This is a genomic window from Anatilimnocola floriformis, from assembly GCF_024256385.1.
Classification (GTDB): domain Bacteria; phylum Planctomycetota; class Planctomycetia; order Pirellulales; family Pirellulaceae; genus Anatilimnocola; species Anatilimnocola floriformis.
Window position 1 is genome coordinate 4659689 of sequence record NZ_JAMLFW010000001.1, and the last position, 14529, is coordinate 4674217.

General features: G+C 57.1%; 11 protein-coding genes. 8 read left to right on the top strand and 3 right to left on the bottom strand.

Annotation, left to right across the window (positions count from 1 at the left end; all coding sequences use genetic code 11):
• Nucleotides 1-75 precede the first annotated feature (75 nt).
• The 5 genes from mgtA to M9Q49_RS18200 all read left to right on the top strand — a co-directional run bounded on the left by mgtA (nucleotide 76) and on the right by M9Q49_RS18200 (nucleotide 8909).
• On the top strand, nucleotides 76-2748 hold the full coding sequence (gene mgtA / locus M9Q49_RS18180) for a magnesium-translocating P-type ATPase (RefSeq protein WP_254510245.1): 2673 nt from the start codon (nucleotides 76-78) through the stop codon (nucleotides 2746-2748).
• Between the two features lie 613 nt (nucleotides 2749-3361).
• Nucleotides 3362-5617: a PAS domain S-box protein gene (locus M9Q49_RS18185; protein ID WP_254510246.1), complete on the top strand. Its 2256-nt coding sequence runs from the start codon at nucleotides 3362-3364 to the stop codon at nucleotides 5615-5617.
• Entirely contained in the window at nucleotides 5617-6471 is an 855-nt protein-coding gene (locus tag M9Q49_RS18190; RefSeq protein ID WP_254510247.1) for a Na-translocating system protein MpsC family protein, read from the top strand. The genes M9Q49_RS18185 and M9Q49_RS18190 overlap by 1 nt, the downstream gene beginning before the upstream one ends.
• 502 nt (nucleotides 6472-6973) lie before the next feature.
• Nucleotides 6974-8023 (top strand): S49 family peptidase, encoded by a 1050-nt coding sequence (locus M9Q49_RS18195; RefSeq protein WP_254510248.1) that lies wholly within the window; start codon nucleotides 6974-6976, stop codon nucleotides 8021-8023.
• Between the two features lie 4 nt (nucleotides 8024-8027).
• Nucleotides 8028-8909: a hypothetical protein gene (locus M9Q49_RS18200; RefSeq protein ID WP_254510249.1), complete on the top strand. Its 882-nt coding sequence runs from the start codon at nucleotides 8028-8030 to the stop codon at nucleotides 8907-8909.
• Between the two features lie 22 nt (nucleotides 8910-8931).
• Here M9Q49_RS18200 and M9Q49_RS18205 read toward each other — a convergent pair whose 3' ends face one another.
• From M9Q49_RS18205 to M9Q49_RS18215, 3 genes are read right to left on the bottom strand one after another with little or no spacing between them, the layout of a single operon-like run.
• Nucleotides 8932-10059: an ABC transporter permease gene (locus tag M9Q49_RS18205; protein ID WP_254510250.1), complete on the bottom strand. Its 1128-nt coding sequence runs from the start codon at nucleotides 10057-10059 to the stop codon at nucleotides 8932-8934.
• Nucleotides 10060-10075: 16 nt separating this feature from the next.
• The gene (locus M9Q49_RS18210; protein ID WP_254510251.1) at nucleotides 10076-10759 is read right to left on the bottom strand and encodes an ABC transporter ATP-binding protein; all 684 of its coding nucleotides are present in this window, start codon (nucleotides 10757-10759) and stop codon (nucleotides 10076-10078) included.
• Nucleotides 10752-11897, bottom strand: a complete 1146-nt coding sequence (locus M9Q49_RS18215) for an ABC transporter permease (protein WP_254510252.1) — start codon at nucleotides 11895-11897, stop codon at nucleotides 10752-10754. Before M9Q49_RS18215 ends, M9Q49_RS18210 begins: the two co-directional genes overlap by 8 nt.
• A gap of 254 nt (nucleotides 11898-12151) precedes the next feature.
• On the opposite strand from M9Q49_RS18215, the gene M9Q49_RS18220 reads away from it, so the two are divergent.
• Genes M9Q49_RS18220 through M9Q49_RS18230 form a run of 3 tightly spaced genes read left to right on the top strand, consistent with a single transcriptional unit; the run spans nucleotide 12152 to nucleotide 14511 of the window.
• Nucleotides 12152-12826, top strand: a complete 675-nt coding sequence (locus tag M9Q49_RS18220) for a YceI family protein (RefSeq protein ID WP_254510253.1) — start codon at nucleotides 12152-12154, stop codon at nucleotides 12824-12826.
• Between the two features lie 15 nt (nucleotides 12827-12841).
• A complete protein-coding gene (locus tag M9Q49_RS18225) occupies nucleotides 12842-13684 on the top strand; it encodes a class I SAM-dependent methyltransferase (protein WP_254510254.1) in 843 nt (280 codons plus the stop codon).
• A gap of 5 nt (nucleotides 13685-13689) precedes the next feature.
• Nucleotides 13690-14511, top strand: coding sequence for a methyltransferase family protein (locus tag M9Q49_RS18230; RefSeq protein WP_254510255.1), 822 nt, complete (start codon nucleotides 13690-13692; stop codon nucleotides 14509-14511).
• The last annotated feature ends 18 nt before the right edge of the window (nucleotides 14512-14529 follow it).

Here is a 14529-nt window from a genome sequence, read left to right on the forward strand (position 1 = left end):
TAAATTGCGAACATGATCCAGTGCCTCGACAGTCATTGTCGTTCGGCAATGGAAATTCCTGACGGAGTGACGCGCATGCGTTCGACGAGCCACTCCCAAGTGTTGCCGAAAAAATTGCCCTCGACCATTCCACATCACAAACCACAGATCGAGGTCTCTCGGGCGCTTGTGGAAGCGGCCGCGCTGGACGTGGCGACTGTGTATCTCCGTGCAGCGACCCGACCGGCAGGACTCACAACAGAGGAAGCAGCCACGCGATTGGCGGACCATGGCCCCAACGTCTTGGCCAAGGACCGACGAGCTAGTCCTGGCAAGTTGCTCTATAACGCGGTGATCAATCCCTTGGTGATTTTGCTGCTGGTATTGGCAGGGGTCTCGTTTGCAACTGGAGATGTGCGTGCAGGGGTCGTCATGTCGATGATGATTGCCCTGGGCGCTGGATTGAAACTCGTACAGGAAGCCCGCGCCGATAGCGCGGCAGCGAAGCTCAAGGCCATGATCTCGGTGACGGCGACCGTCGTACGCGATGGCCAACCGCGTGAACTCGCAATTGCGCAGATCGTACCCGGCGATGTGGTGAAGCTTGCCGCCGGAGATATGATTCCCGGTGACGTGCGACTAACCGAGGCAAAAGATTTATTCGTGACTCAGGGGACGCTAACAGGCGAGAGCTTCCCAGTGGAGAAGTTTGCTGTCGAGAAGCACGCGGCGGCGGCGCCTCTGGAACTAACCAGCATCGCGTTCCTAGGAACCAGTGTCGAGAGTGGATCGGCAACCGCAGTGGTCGTCGGTACTGGGATGAAAACCTACCTGGGCGGCATGGCTCAACTATTGACCGAGCAGACGCCGCAGACTGCGTTTGACCATGGAATTACTCGCTTCACTTGGTTGATGCTGAGTTTCATCTTGGTCATGGTGCCGCTTGTTTTTGTTATCAACGGGCTGACCAAAGGGACGTGGGGTAGCGCGTTTTTCTTCGCAGTGGCGGTGGCCGTCGGCCTAACGCCCGAGATGCTTCCGATGATTGTGGCGGTCTGCTTGTCGAAGGGCGCGCTAACAATGAGCCGCAAGAAGGTGATCATGAAGCGGCTCAACGCCATCCAGAATCTTGGGGCGATGGACGTGCTGTGTACGGACAAGACCGGCACCCTGACCATGGATCATGTCATTTTAGAAAAGCACTGCGACGTAACGCTGAAGGAAGACGATGGCGTGCTGGCGCTGGCTTACATGAACAGTCATTTTCAGACCGGATTGAAGAACATCCTCGACCGCTCGATTCTTGCCCACACGGAGACGCACGCGCACGCCGCCATCCCCGAGTATGAGAAGGTGGACGAGATTCCGTTCGACTTCCAACGCCGCATCATGACCGTGGTGGTTCGCACGCCCAAAGATATGGATCTTGTTATTAGTAAAGGAGCACCCGAGGAGATTTTCGCACGCTGTAACGAGTTCGAACTCGACGGGAAGCGGCTCTCGATGGACCACCTCTTCATCGAAGAACTCAAGGAGGAATACGAGCAGCTTAGTGCCGATGGCTTTCGGGTGCTCGCCATTGCCAGCAAATACGTGACGCCGCGAGGAGTTGTTGTGGGACACCCTACGCCTTACTCGAAGGCGGACGAGTGCGATCTCACGCTGAATGGCTATGTGGCGTTCTTCGATCCGCCCAAGGAAACAGCAAAGTCGGCCATCAAAGCCTTAGAGGGCCACGGCATCAGCGTGAAAGTCGTGACTGGCGACAATGAGCGGGTAGCCTGTAAGGTCTGCAAGGACGTGGGGTTAGCGACCGAATTTGTTTTGCTTGGCAGTGAGGTCGAGAAGCTGACTGACGATCAACTCGCCGCTGCCGTGGATAAGACCACACTTTTCGCACGTGTCTCGCCTGCCCACAAGCAGCGCATCATCGCAGCGCTGCAATCCCGGCAGCACATCGTCGGCTTCATGGGTGATGGCATTAACGACGCGCCTGCCTTAAGGACAGCCGATATTGGCATCAGCGTCGATACAGCTGTAGACATTGCCAAGGAATCGGCAGACATGATCCTGCTGGAGAAGTCGCTAATGGTCCTTGAAGAGGGCGTGGTTGAAGGGCGCAAGGTCTTCGTCAACATCGTCAAGTATGTTCGCATGGGGGCCAGCAGCAACTTCGGGAATATGTTCAGTGTGCTGGGTGCCAGCGTCTTTGTCCCATTCCTGCCGCTTGCGCCGATTCAGATTCTGGCGAATAACATGCTTTACGATATTAGTCAAACCGCCATCCCCACGGACAACGTGGATCCCGAGCAGATCGAAAAGCCGCGTCCCTGGGACATTCGGCAGTTAACTCGCTTTATTATCTTCATTGGCCCATGTTCCTCAATTTTCGACTATACCACCTTCTTCATGATGCTGTATCTGTTTGATTGCTGGGACGTTTCGACGCCTGAGGCCGCCGCGTACAGCGCGAGCCTCTTTCAAACGGGCTGGTTTGTGGAAAGCCTGCTGACGCAAACCGTCATCATCCATGTCATCCGCACCAATCGAATCCCGTTCCTACAAAGCATCGCATCGTGGCAGCTCCTTTTGGTGTCCGCGATTATCATCACCGTCGGCGTCGCTTTGCCGAATACGCCCATTGGCAAGTATCTGGGATTTACCAGTCTGCCCGCCTTGTACTGGCCTCTATTGGGAATCACTCTGCTGTGCTACTTGTTCGTGACACAAATCGTAAAGATGTGGCTGCTGCGGCGAAAGTGGATCTGATATAGCGATGTCCGAGAGCATTCGTCGTGTCGGATTTATGAATGGATCGGGGGTTAGCCACGCTGTTGCGGCGGTAGCGGGTTGCTGGTCTTTAACTATTGCTGCGTTTCGCAGCCACAAACAGAACGCGATGCTCGGTGTTCGCTATCCACGGCGTGCGGTGATTCGCCCCACTCCGCAGTCCGGCCGTTCGCTCCGAGTTCGTCGCCGATCTTTTGAGCACGTCTCGGCACGGCGAACAACACTGGCCCGCGAAATGCGAATCATGAACGAATCGTTCTGGGTGATGCAACTGCACTTTCGGTGGCGGCGGCCGAGCTAGTCATTGTGCCACCAAGTCGGTACTTCGCCTGCATTTACCACGGATGGTTAACTCAGCGGCAATCTGTAGAATGGTGGTTCACTCGGAAGATTAAATGAAGGGCAGTTCGGCAAATGCCGGTGGCCCGTCAGTGTATAAGCCGATGTAGTCGATTGCCCAACGGGTGCGACCACATCGGCTTTTTTCGTTTGATCAAGTGGGGTCACGAACGGCCGCAGATGGGTCGACGGCGGCGGCGAACAGGAGTCGTAGCGGCCCGTGGATTCACGCTGATCAACAGGAGAAAAATAAATGTTTGATGCTTCACCGCGTTCGGCGCTGGTTGTCATTGCCGACGAAGGGAGGCGGCACGCACTCAACCAACCGCTCCAAAAAGTAGGCTTCAAAATCCGAAACGCAACCAATGGAGCTGAAGGACTTCGCTTTGCGATGGAAATGCCGGACATCATCATCCTTGATCTCCAACTTCCCGACATGAGCGGCTTCGAGGTCTGCTGCCGCCTGAAAGCACACGCTTCGACCGCAGATATTCCGGTTGTGCACCTGTCGGATTCCCCCGTCGTCGTCGATGAGTTCAAGGCACATCTGGAACGAGGTGACGAAGCCTATTTGACCCATCCGGTAGACGCCGTTGAACTGCTGGCGACGGTCGAGGCGTTGATTCAGGCCAGGCAATCCGAGCGACGGTTCGGGAGCTTTCTGGAAGCAGCCCCAGATGCGGTTGTCATTATTGATCAAAACGGCAAGATCGTGCGGGTAAATGGACAGGCCGAAAGAATGTTCGGTCAAGGACGGGATGATTTGTTGGGGCAGGTAGTTGAAACCCTTTTGCCGGAAAGCTATCGCGACAAGCACCGAGAGCAGCGTGTCGGATATCTAGCGAATCCTGCCACTCGGCCAATGGGATCAGGTTTGAGGCTCCGAGGACTACGTAAAGATGGCACCGAGTTCCCTGTCGAAATCAGCCTCAGCCCCATTTTTGAGCGTGAGGGCATTCTGGTCGCCAGCATTATCCGGGATGTTTCCGAACGCAGCCGAATTGAAGCTCTGTTACAGGAATCAGAATTGCGATATCGCCGGCTGTTCGAGACGGCTAAGGATGGCATTCTGATCCTCGACACAGAGAGTGGGAGAATTACTGACGCCAATCAGTTCATGAGCGAAATGTTAGGGCATTCCCATGAGCATTTCTTGGGCAAGGAACTGTGGGAGATCGGAGTGTTTAGCGACAGAGCGGCCCTTGAAGCCGCTGTGCGAACACTTCAAGACAAGGGATACATTCGCTTCGAACACTTGCCATTAGAAACCGACCGTGGATCGCTAGTTGAAGTTGAGATCGTCGCCAATGCCTATCGAGAAGGCACGCACAAGGTTATCCAATGCAACATTCGAGATATCACAGAACGCAGCAAGTTGGAAAACTCGCTGGTCGACTTACACCGTCGCAAGGACGAGTTCTTGGCAATGCTCAGTCATGAACTGCGCAATCCGCTGGCCCCGATTATCAACGCTGTGCAACTGCTGAGTCTTCAGAAGCAGGAAGACAAACTCCAGCATCAGGCGCGCCAAATCATTGAGCGCCAAGTGGGACAATTGACTCGGCTCATTGATGATCTGCTCGAAGTCTCTCGAATCACCAGCGGAAGAATTCATCTTCAACGCGAACGAGTCGGGTTGAATGGTGTGGTGGAACGTGGTGTCGAGACGACCCGCCCACTGCTAGATCAGCACCATCATGAACTCACGGTTTCCCTTTCATCGCAGCCAATTTGGGTCAACGCCGACCCGGCCCGACTCGAACAAATCGTTGTCAATTTGCTGACAAATGCGGCGAAATACACTGCTGACGGTGGAGCAATTGTGATTACGGTTCACCGAGAGGGAGATAAAGCGGTGCTGCGAGTGCGGGATTCCGGCGTCGGCATCGCCCCAGAACTGCTCCCCCATATTTTCGAACTTTTTACTCAGGCCGAGCGATCCCTAGATCGTTCACAAGGCGGGCTGGGCATCGGCCTCTGCCTGGTGCAGCGACTGGTGGAAATGCACGATGGCAAAGTGGAGGCTAGTAGCACATTGGGACAAGGAAGCGAATTTGTTGTGCATCTGCCGATCATCACGACTCCTGCAGTTCCACCGACGTCAATAAATCACATCGCAGCCGAATCGGACGGAATAGCATTGCGAGTGCTGGTGGTGGACGACAATATGGACTCGGCCCAATCACTGGGCATGCTGCTGGAAGTTACGGGTCATGACGTGCAATTGGCTTACGACGGTCCAACCGGATTACAGGCCAGCATTGATTACCAACCAAACGTCGTGCTGTTGGATATCGGGTTGCCAGGCCTTGATGGGTTTGAAGTTGCCAAACGCATCCGTGAACTACCCGCACTCAAGAACATTGTCTTGGTCGCCATGACTGGCTATGGAAATGTGGCAGACGTGCGGCGCTCGGATGATGCCGGGTTCAATCACCATTTGGTCAAACCCGCGAACTTCTTGAAGATCAAAGAGATTCTGGCGACTGTCTCAGAGAAAGTGATCTGATGACACTGACCGAGTCAACATTACGGGTACTAATTGTTGACGACAACCGAGATGGCGCAGATGCGTTGGGCTTGGTGGTGGAAACCTTCGGCAACCAAGTTCATGTGACCTACGGCGGGAGCCAGGCGCTCGACGTTGCAACTGCATTTCGGCCCGATCTGATGCTCATTGATCTCGCCATGCCCGACATGGATGGTTGCGTTCTTGCTAATCGCTTTCGGCAGGCTTCTGAATTTGCTCGCACCAGGATCGTTGCGATCACAGGTCATGCGGACGAAGGACATCGAACATTGGCGATGAAGGCAGGCTTCGATGCTGTGCTTGCCAAGCCAGTTGCTCTCAAAGATATTGAAGGAGTCTTGGACGGAGTAAAGGGTGTCTTTACAGGCCAGTCGCGAAAGCCCCGAAGCGAAAGTGGAAACCTCGGAACACGCTCCCGATTGCCCATCGGCGAAGCCCGACGAATCCGAAGCGAACGCCCGTCGAAAGCTCTAACGCAGACAGAAAGTCAAGCAGCAATCTGTGAAGGGATCATCAACTTTCAAGAGGAATACATGGGATTGCGGTCGGAGCAGATTCACTCCCACTTCATCAAAGACCTCTTGGTTGTACGCATTCACGGGACGTTGACATTAGCCGAGCGACAACTGGGCAAAGCATTGTCTCCAGAGAAAGGCCGTGATCTTATCAAACAGACACGGAAGCAACTTGTGGAATTGGCTCGCCCGATGTTGGAATCGCTGGTCCACGAGGTCACGGGCGTAAAAGTGCGGAGTATGCACCATGACATCAGTACCGTGACTGGCGAAGAGGTGATCCTCTTTACGTTGGTTGACCCGCCACGTTTTGGATAGAAGAAACTGCTGCGAAGAGATTTCGTTCAATTCTGGAGGGGATTTGTATTCAGCCGTGTGTCGGCTGAGAAGGCAATTAGCAATTCCGGACTTACGACGTTCTCAACGCTCGAATGGGAGTAACGGTTATCGCTAGCGGGCATCGTTCGGGCTTTAGGATTTCCGACACGGTTGTAATGGTTCGCCAGTTGGAGCCTATCCGCCGAATTTGCAGTTCGCAATTAATCTGTCGCATCGGACCTGGATCGACAAAGTCGGCAATTGTTGGCCGATGCATGATACGCATGTTCACAATTCGCTTCCGTCTTGGATTGCGTTGGAAATCAGCGCGTGAAGAGACAAAATGCTGTGTAAGCCAACTGGGCGGCAGATCACCCGCGAACGCGCGATCGCACTGTCGCCTAATCTCGATTGCTATCGACCTAAATTACCAATTCTGAAACAATCTGGAAGTCGAACTGAATCCAGGCCTGTTAGACCGTTGGCATGATTGCTTCGTCAGATGCAAACTCGCGGAATCAAATCACTGGTGATCTCCGCCATCGCATTTTTCTTGGCTCTGGCCGCCGGTTGTCATGGCCGGCCTGTCGTCATGACTGGTTCCGGGAATGTGGGCGTTGACCTGGCGCCGACGCCGCGCAAATTGCCTGTCATCCCGATGGCGACATCGCAGCGCGCCTTGGCAAACAACGAGTGCCTGGTCGCGGTCATCGATGTCGATGGCATTTTGACCAATGCTGAAGCCACCGGCGTGGGATCGTGGGGCGAAAATCCGGTCGCTCTCTTTCGCGAGCGCCTCGACGCCGTGGCGAAAGACGGCCGCATTCAGGCAATCGTCGTGCGGATCAACACTCCCGGCGGCAGCGTGACGGCCAGCGACATCATGCGGCGGGATCTCAATCGATTTAAAGAAAAGACCAAGCTGCCGGTCGTCGCCTGCCTGATGGATGTCGGCGCGGGAGGCGGATATTACTTGGCGACGGCTGCGGATCAGATCGTGGCTCATCCCACTTCGGTCACGGGCGCCATCGGCTGTTCGCTGAACTTATACAACCTGCAAGACTTGCTGGCCCAGTTCAACATCGCGAGCGTTCCCATCCTCGCGGGCAAGAACGTTGACTTGGGCTCACCCCTAAAGCCGCTGGATGATGAACGCCGTCACATGCTGCAAGCGATGGCGGACGAATTTCATCAGCGATTTCGCAATCTGGTGGTGCAATCGCGGCCGGAAGTCGAGAATCTCGACACCACCTTCGATGGCCGGGTGTTCACCGCGAAGCAGGCGTTGGAACTGAAGCTGGTCGACGATCTTGGTTATCTCGACGATGCGGTCGCCATCGCGCGTGAAATGGCGAATGTGCCGCGGGCCGATGTGGTGTTCTTCCACCGCCCGGGCGATCCCGCCCTTTCTCCGTATGCGATCACTCCGAACAAGCCGCTGCAAAACACGCTCGTGCCGGTTAGCATTCCGGGCATGGACCGGAGCCGACTGCCGGCGTTTCTCTACATGTGGCAAATTGACCCAGCGGCCGAAACCATCGGCGGAAAATAAGATCATGCAGATCCGACTGTCGGCCGTTCTTGTTCTGCTCTGCCTGGCGAGTTCCCACCTCACCGCGCAGGAAACATTGCCCGCCCGTTTGTTGCGCGAGGGTGTGCTCATCAGTCCGCGCGAAGTGGCTAAACTTCCGCAACCCACACTGACCGATGAAATGACGCCAGCGCAGCAGCGAAAGGCGATCGAAACGTTGCTGGAGGGCAAATACGCCTGGGAAGTCTTCACGCGGAACTCCGTCGTGGCTCCCTTCCTGATCAAGATTGCCGACAACGATGCTCCCGGCGGCAAGAACATCGGCCGCCGCGTGGATGTGTCGTTTGTGGCGTATGGCAGTTTGCAAAAAATCCAGAGCGACGAATTCCTCAATTCCCGCTTTCAAGGATCCGATCTGCAGGATGCTGAAACGGGCAGCCGCGCGCTCGTGCTGAAGGATGAGGAACTCACCGCGCGAAAACTACCGGCTCCGCAGCGCGACACCGATCCGCGCTGGGTGGCTGTCGATATGACTCTCTTCGAAAAGGTCCGCATCAGTTCGACAACTCGCAATGAAAAGGTCTCGAACGAAAAGTCAGTCTTCGTGGCTTCGCTGCTCGATCCTAAGTTCGATGCGGATGTGGCCTATCCCAACTCCTGGCGTGCGATCAGCCGCGACGACAAGGGGCAGAAGCAACTCAGCCGACCGCAGGCTTATGCAGGACTGGGATCTTATGTGAAGGTGACCAAACTGGCGGAACCGGCAGGCAGCCTGTTTGTGGAGTATCACGTTGCGTTTGCTGAACCGGAGGGGTGGTTTCAAGGGGCGAATCTGTTGCGCTCGAAATTACCGATCGCCGCGCAAGACAGCGTGCGCCGCTTTCGCCGCAGTCTCGGTGAAAAGTAAATCGCCGCTGCAGGCAGGCTGCTCACAAACCGCGCATCGCAGTCGCCGGCGCTACATTTGCGGCTTGATAAGCAGGCACGATCGCGCCGACAACGGCCATCAGCAGCGCCATGAATGCTCCTGTGAGCCAGGCAGAGAGTGAGAGATCACCCTGCACCAGGTTCGATGTCATTTGCCAGTGAGCCAATCCCCAAATCACGCTCGTCCCCACCGCAATTCCCAACACGCTGGCTATGCTGGCGAGCATGATTGCTTCGGTCACAATGAGCATCATGACGCGTCGCCGCGGCCAACCCATCGCGCGGAGCGCGCCCAGTTCGCCGCGCCGCTCCAGCACGCTGATCACCATCGTGTTCAACACGCCGCTGGCGCCGATCACGAGCGCAATCGCCGAAACAATCTGCGACATCAAATGGGCGACCCGCATTTGACTCAGGCCCGCGACAAATTCCGCGCACGGCACCGCGGCCACTTCGGCATCGAGCGCTTCAATCTTCTGCCGCAGTTCCTGTATCGCCCGCGGATTACCATGCTGCCGAGCTTGCACCACAAAGCCCGTCACTTGCCCGGGCCGATCCATTTGCCGCTGCAGTTCATCCAGCAGCATGAACACCGCGCCGTTTTCAAACACACTGAAGCTCTCGAAGATACCGACGACCTCGAACGGCTGCGCATAGATCTCGATCGTGTCTCCCACCGATTTCTGCAAGTTCTCCGCGAGAATCCGCCCCAGCATGACCTGCCGTCGATCACCGACTTGCAAGCGGCGGCCCTTGGTTAAAGTCACACGATCGAGCACCGGACAATCAGGCTCCCAGCCATTCACAATCACCATGAACAGGCCGGCGTCTTCAAAGGCCACCATGTCCATCAAGCCCGCAATCACTTCTTTGGTTTGCTCCAGCCCGCGGATTTGCTCGCCGAGCGCGAGAGGAATCCCCTTCGACAACTGCACCGCGCCATTCCGCCGCTGCACCACCAGATCTGCTCCCCGCCGGTCATAGAGCGACAGAAAAGAAGACTCAAGCGACTCGGCCACACCCACCAGCGCGACGATCGCAGCGACGGCGATCGCAATGCCCGCGATCGTGAGCGTCGAGCGCGAACGGCGGCGTTGCAGATTGCGATAAGCGACGACAAGCAGGTTCATAAGCGTCTCGCGGGCGTTAGCGCGGGGACAAGCGGCCGTCGCGGATGGTCAAAATTCGTTCGGCTCGCGCGGCAACCTCGGCCCCGTGCGTGATCACAACCAGCGTCAAGCCTTGCTCCGCATGCAACCGCGCGAAGAGATCGAGCACGGCCGCTCCCGATTCCGAATCGAGGTTGCCCGTTGGCTCATCGGCCAGCAGCAGTTGCGGACCATTGGCCAGCGCGCGGGCAATCGCCACGCGCTGCCGTTCGCCCACCGAAAGTTTCGCCGGCAGATGCTTCGCGCGGTGTGCCAGTCCCACGGAAGCGAGCAACGCTTCCGCCCGGCCGCGCCATTCCCGTCGCGGAAAAGGCCCTTCGAACATCGGAATTTGCACGTTCTCGACGGCTGTCAGCGTAGGGAGCAAGTGAAACGACTGAAAGACAAATCCCAGCGTGCGAGCGCGAAAGCGATCCAGGTTCGCGATCTTCCGCAACGGAGTTCCTGCAAACAGGATTTCGCCGGTCGACGGATGATCAAGCGCGCCGAGCAAATTTAGCAGCGTCGATTTTCCGCTACCGCTGGGTCCCATGATGGCGATGTACTCGCCTCGTTGAATGTCGAAGGAAACACCCTGCAGCGCGCGCACCTGGCCGTCGTCGTACGTGCGCGTGACATCGACGAGCTGATAGAGCGGGCCTTCCTGTGCCGGATCACTCATAGCGAAGTGCCTCCGTGGCTGGAATCGACGCCGCATGCCAGGCAGGATAAAAACCGCCGAGCAGAATCGCAACCGCGGCCGGCACTGCGCCGCAGAGCAATGCTTGCCAGGTGATCAATGGCCCAGTGATTTCGCGAATTGCCGGAAAGCGCGAGATGATCACCGCAGTAAACACTGCCAAAACCGCGCCACTCACAATCGCCAGCAGTCCCAGCGCGAACGACTCCAACAGAATCATCCGCAGCACTCTGGTTCGCGGCCAACCGAGGGCCCGCAGCACGCCGATTTCGCGCGTCCGCTCCTGAACCGAAACCAGCAGCGTGTTCAAAATCCCCAAACTCGCCAGCACCATCGCGATCGAAGTAGTTCCCCAAGCCATCGCGGTTGCCAGCCGATTACGTGTGCCGCTGCCGACGAATTCGCGCACCGGCAGCGCTTGCAGTCCCAGCGATTGATCGGCGTCATCACGCAAAGCTTCGATCTGCTGACACAGCGCGCGAATCACATCGGCATTTGCGTGTGACTTATCAACTTGCACTTCGAACTGAGTCACCTGCCCTAGGCGATCCATCAGTTCCTGCAAATCGGCTAGCGGCGCAATGAGCAAATTGGTCTCGACCGGATTCTCGCTGAGAAAAATTCCGGCTATGCGAAATTTTCGCCCCTCGATTTCAATCGACTCGTTCAACTTCTCGGCGAGCGATTCAGCGAGTCCCACGCCAATCAGCACGCAGCCGCGGTCCTCGGCCGCCAGTGTTTGCCCCGCTTGAATCTGCAAAGACTGCAGAGTGAAGCCGCGCGGATCTTGCCCCAGTAGCAGATGCGGGTGATCGGCAATACCTTTGGTCTTCAGCGATACCGTTTCCTGTAACGTGCCATCGACGGCGGCGACGCCAGGGAGCTTGCTCAAAATGTGTGCCTGATCGGCTCGTAAACTGCTGTTTGCCCGCTCTACAACGCCGGAACGCGTTACCACGATATCGACTCCGCGTCCCTCCAACGACGCCGTCGAAGCGTCGGCAAAACCCCAGGCGGCACCGAACAGCAGAATGGTCGCCGCGACCGCGATGGCGAGGGTCAAAATGGTCAGCGCTGCGTGCACTTGTCGCCCGGCCAGATTTCGAATCACAAGTTGCACGAACAGCATCGCAGGCGATCACTCCGGGAATCATATAACTGCCGCGATTGTCCCCGAAGGTTCCGGGTTAGCCTATGCCAATGAGCGCCGAACCTAACGGTCAGATTACCGGTTCGTTAGAAACTACGGCTGCGGTTTGAAGCAAAGCGATCTGTAGAGGCGTGTGCTGGCGTGAACTCGAATTGTTCCGCCTTCCGCGATGCGATAAGCTGCGGCCGCGAATGAAATTCGGAATCGGAAGGAAGGAGTCCTCCATGTCTCGCAATCGCTGGACGGTCGGCGTTGTTCTCGCTCTGCTCGGCTGTGGTCTCGTGCTGCACGCCGTGAGCGCTCAGCAGTTTGCTCAACCTGCCCGGCAGGTGCGCGTCGGCGATGTTGATCTCGTGAACAGTCGCGTCTACATGCTGGTCGGCAAAACCGGCCTCGGCCACGAGCATGGCGTGGTCGGACAATTGCAGAGTGGGCACATCCTGCTCGGCCAGCCGCAGAACGCCGGCGAACTCGTGTTCGATATGAAATCGTTCGCCGCCGATGACGACGCCGCGCGGAAGTATGTAGGCCTGAAGGGAAGCACAGACAACAACACCCGCCAGCAAGTGAATGACAACATGCTCGGTGCCGCGGTGCTGAATGTCGCTCGCTTTGCGACGGCGATTTACACCATCGACTCGGCGCTGCCGCTGCAGGCGCAACCCGGCGACAAGGTTGCCTACTATCAGTTCAAAGGAACGTTGACTTTGGCGGGCGTTGCTCGGCCGGTACAGTTGAAGTGCGAAGTCATTCCGGTTGGCGATGCCGTGCGCGTCCGCACCGGCTTTCTGCTCAAACAGACCGACTACGGCATCAAGCCCTTTTCCAAAGCCTTTGGTGCTGTGGGTGTGGCGGACGAAATGAAAGTTTACGGCGAACTCGTGATTGCCAACAAATAAGGTTGCTGGAGCAAAATGATTTCCATCGAGACGGTCAACAAACAGTCCATTCAGTGGCATTACGATTTGTCCACGGTCTTCTACCGCGTGTTGTGGGGGCCGCACATTCATCATGGCCTGTGGTCCGGCGATGAGTCGTCCGAGTCGGCTCAGTTGAAACTGACGCAGACGTTGGCGCGACTGGCGCAGATTCCCGCTGCGGGTTGCGATGTGGTCGATGTCGGTTGCGGCATGGGTGGCTCTTCGATTCACCTGGCGAAACACTTTGGCTGTCGCGTGACCGGCGTCACGCTCAGCCCCGTGCAGCGGTGGTGGGCGACGGCTGGCGCGCTGTGGCATGGCATGCGTTCGCGGACGAAGTTCATCGCCGCTGACGCAGAGAAGTTGACGTTTGCCGCCGAATCATTCGACTTGCTCTGGAGTGTGGAATGCACTGAGCACTTATTCGATAAGGCTGCTTTCTTTGCGAAGGCCGCGACCTGGTTGCGGCCCGGTGGCAAAGTGGCGATCTGTGCGTGGCTGTCGAAGGAAGATCCTTGCGACGCGCAGGATCAACACTTGCTGGAAGATGTTTGTCGCGGCATGCTCTGCCCATCGCTCGGCAGCCGCCGCGACTATGCCGATTGGTTCGCCGCTGCGGGATTGCGCTTGAGTCATTACGAAGATTGGTCCGATCGCGTTGCCCGCACTTGGAAGATTTGTCAGGAACGCGTGCAACGCTGGCGGTTGCAGCATGTGGCCCGGATTGTCGATCGGAGCTCGGTCGACTTTCTCGAGAAGTTTCAGACCATGATCGATGCCTATGCCCGCGGCTCGCTGCGGTATGGTTGCTTGATCGCTGAAAAAGTTGCGAGCTGAAACGGATGAGCGCTCTGCCACAGGCCACGGCGATCACTGCACGCTGGGGAGGAATTCTCTTCGGCCTGGGAACGCATGCTCTGTTCGGCCTCACCGTCTGGCGGTTGTTTCTCTTTCTGCAATCGCCGGCCGACGGCCTCTGGGCCGGCAACCAGGCGACTAACTTGCTCCTATCGCTACTGTTTGTCGTTCCCCACAGCCTGCTGCTGCACCCATCGATCCGCGACCGCCTGACTTGGATTGCCGGTCCGTTCTATGGCTGCTTCTACACGCTGGTGACCATCGCTTGCTTGTGGTGCTGCTTCTTGGGCTGGCGAAAAGATCCGCTCGTCCTCTGGCAAGTGCCAGGAGTCGCGGCATACATGATTCAAGCTTGCTTCTTAGGATCGTGGGTCGCCCTCTTCTACAGCATTCGATTGACCGGCTTTGGTTGGCAGACCGGCTGGACTCCGTGGCTGGCCTGGTTCCGAGGGGAGCCACCGCCGCGCCGCGGTTTCAATCCGACAGGCGCGTATCGCTACTTCCGCCATCCCGTTTATCTCAGCTTCCTCGGCCTACTCTGGTTCTCGCCCGTAATGACGCTCGACCGGGCCATCCTGGTCGGTACATGGACGGTGTATATCTTCGCGGGAAGCCTGCTCAAAGATCAGCGGCTGCACTTCTACCTGGGTGACCGCTACCGTGATTATCAGCAGCAAGTCCCCGGCTATCCCTTGCTTGGCTTTGGCCCGTGGGGAAGACTGGCGAAAGATGAAGAGAAACCAAGCACAGCTGACGCGGCCGTGCACACGAAGCCTGCAGCAGAAGTTCACCGTCGCGCTGCATGATACAGCCGGGCGACGCTA

What these genes read in the sequence shown, in the direction of transcription:
- mgtA (WP_254510245.1), top strand. Translation starts at nt 76, where the DNA reads ATGCGTTCGACGAGCCACTCCCAAGTGTTGCCGAAAAAATTGCCCTCG.
- M9Q49_RS18185 (WP_254510246.1), top strand. Translation starts at nt 3,362, where the DNA reads ATGTTTGATGCTTCACCGCGTTCGGCGCTGGTTGTCATTGCCGACGAA.
- M9Q49_RS18190 (WP_254510247.1), top strand. Translation starts at nt 5,617, where the DNA reads ATGACACTGACCGAGTCAACATTACGGGTACTAATTGTTGACGACAAC.
- M9Q49_RS18195 (WP_254510248.1), top strand. Translation starts at nt 6,974, where the DNA reads ATGCAAACTCGCGGAATCAAATCACTGGTGATCTCCGCCATCGCATTT.
- M9Q49_RS18200 (WP_254510249.1), top strand. Translation starts at nt 8,028, where the DNA reads ATGCAGATCCGACTGTCGGCCGTTCTTGTTCTGCTCTGCCTGGCGAGT.
- M9Q49_RS18205 (WP_254510250.1), bottom strand. Translation starts at nt 10,059, where the DNA reads ATGAACCTGCTTGTCGTCGCTTATCGCAATCTGCAACGCCGCCGTTCG.
- M9Q49_RS18210 (WP_254510251.1), bottom strand. Translation starts at nt 10,759, where the DNA reads ATGAGTGATCCGGCACAGGAAGGCCCGCTCTATCAGCTCGTCGATGTC.
- M9Q49_RS18220 (WP_254510253.1), top strand. Translation starts at nt 12,152, where the DNA reads ATGTCTCGCAATCGCTGGACGGTCGGCGTTGTTCTCGCTCTGCTCGGC.
- M9Q49_RS18225 (WP_254510254.1), top strand. Translation starts at nt 12,842, where the DNA reads ATGATTTCCATCGAGACGGTCAACAAACAGTCCATTCAGTGGCATTAC.
- M9Q49_RS18230 (WP_254510255.1), top strand. Translation starts at nt 13,690, where the DNA reads ATGAGCGCTCTGCCACAGGCCACGGCGATCACTGCACGCTGGGGAGGA.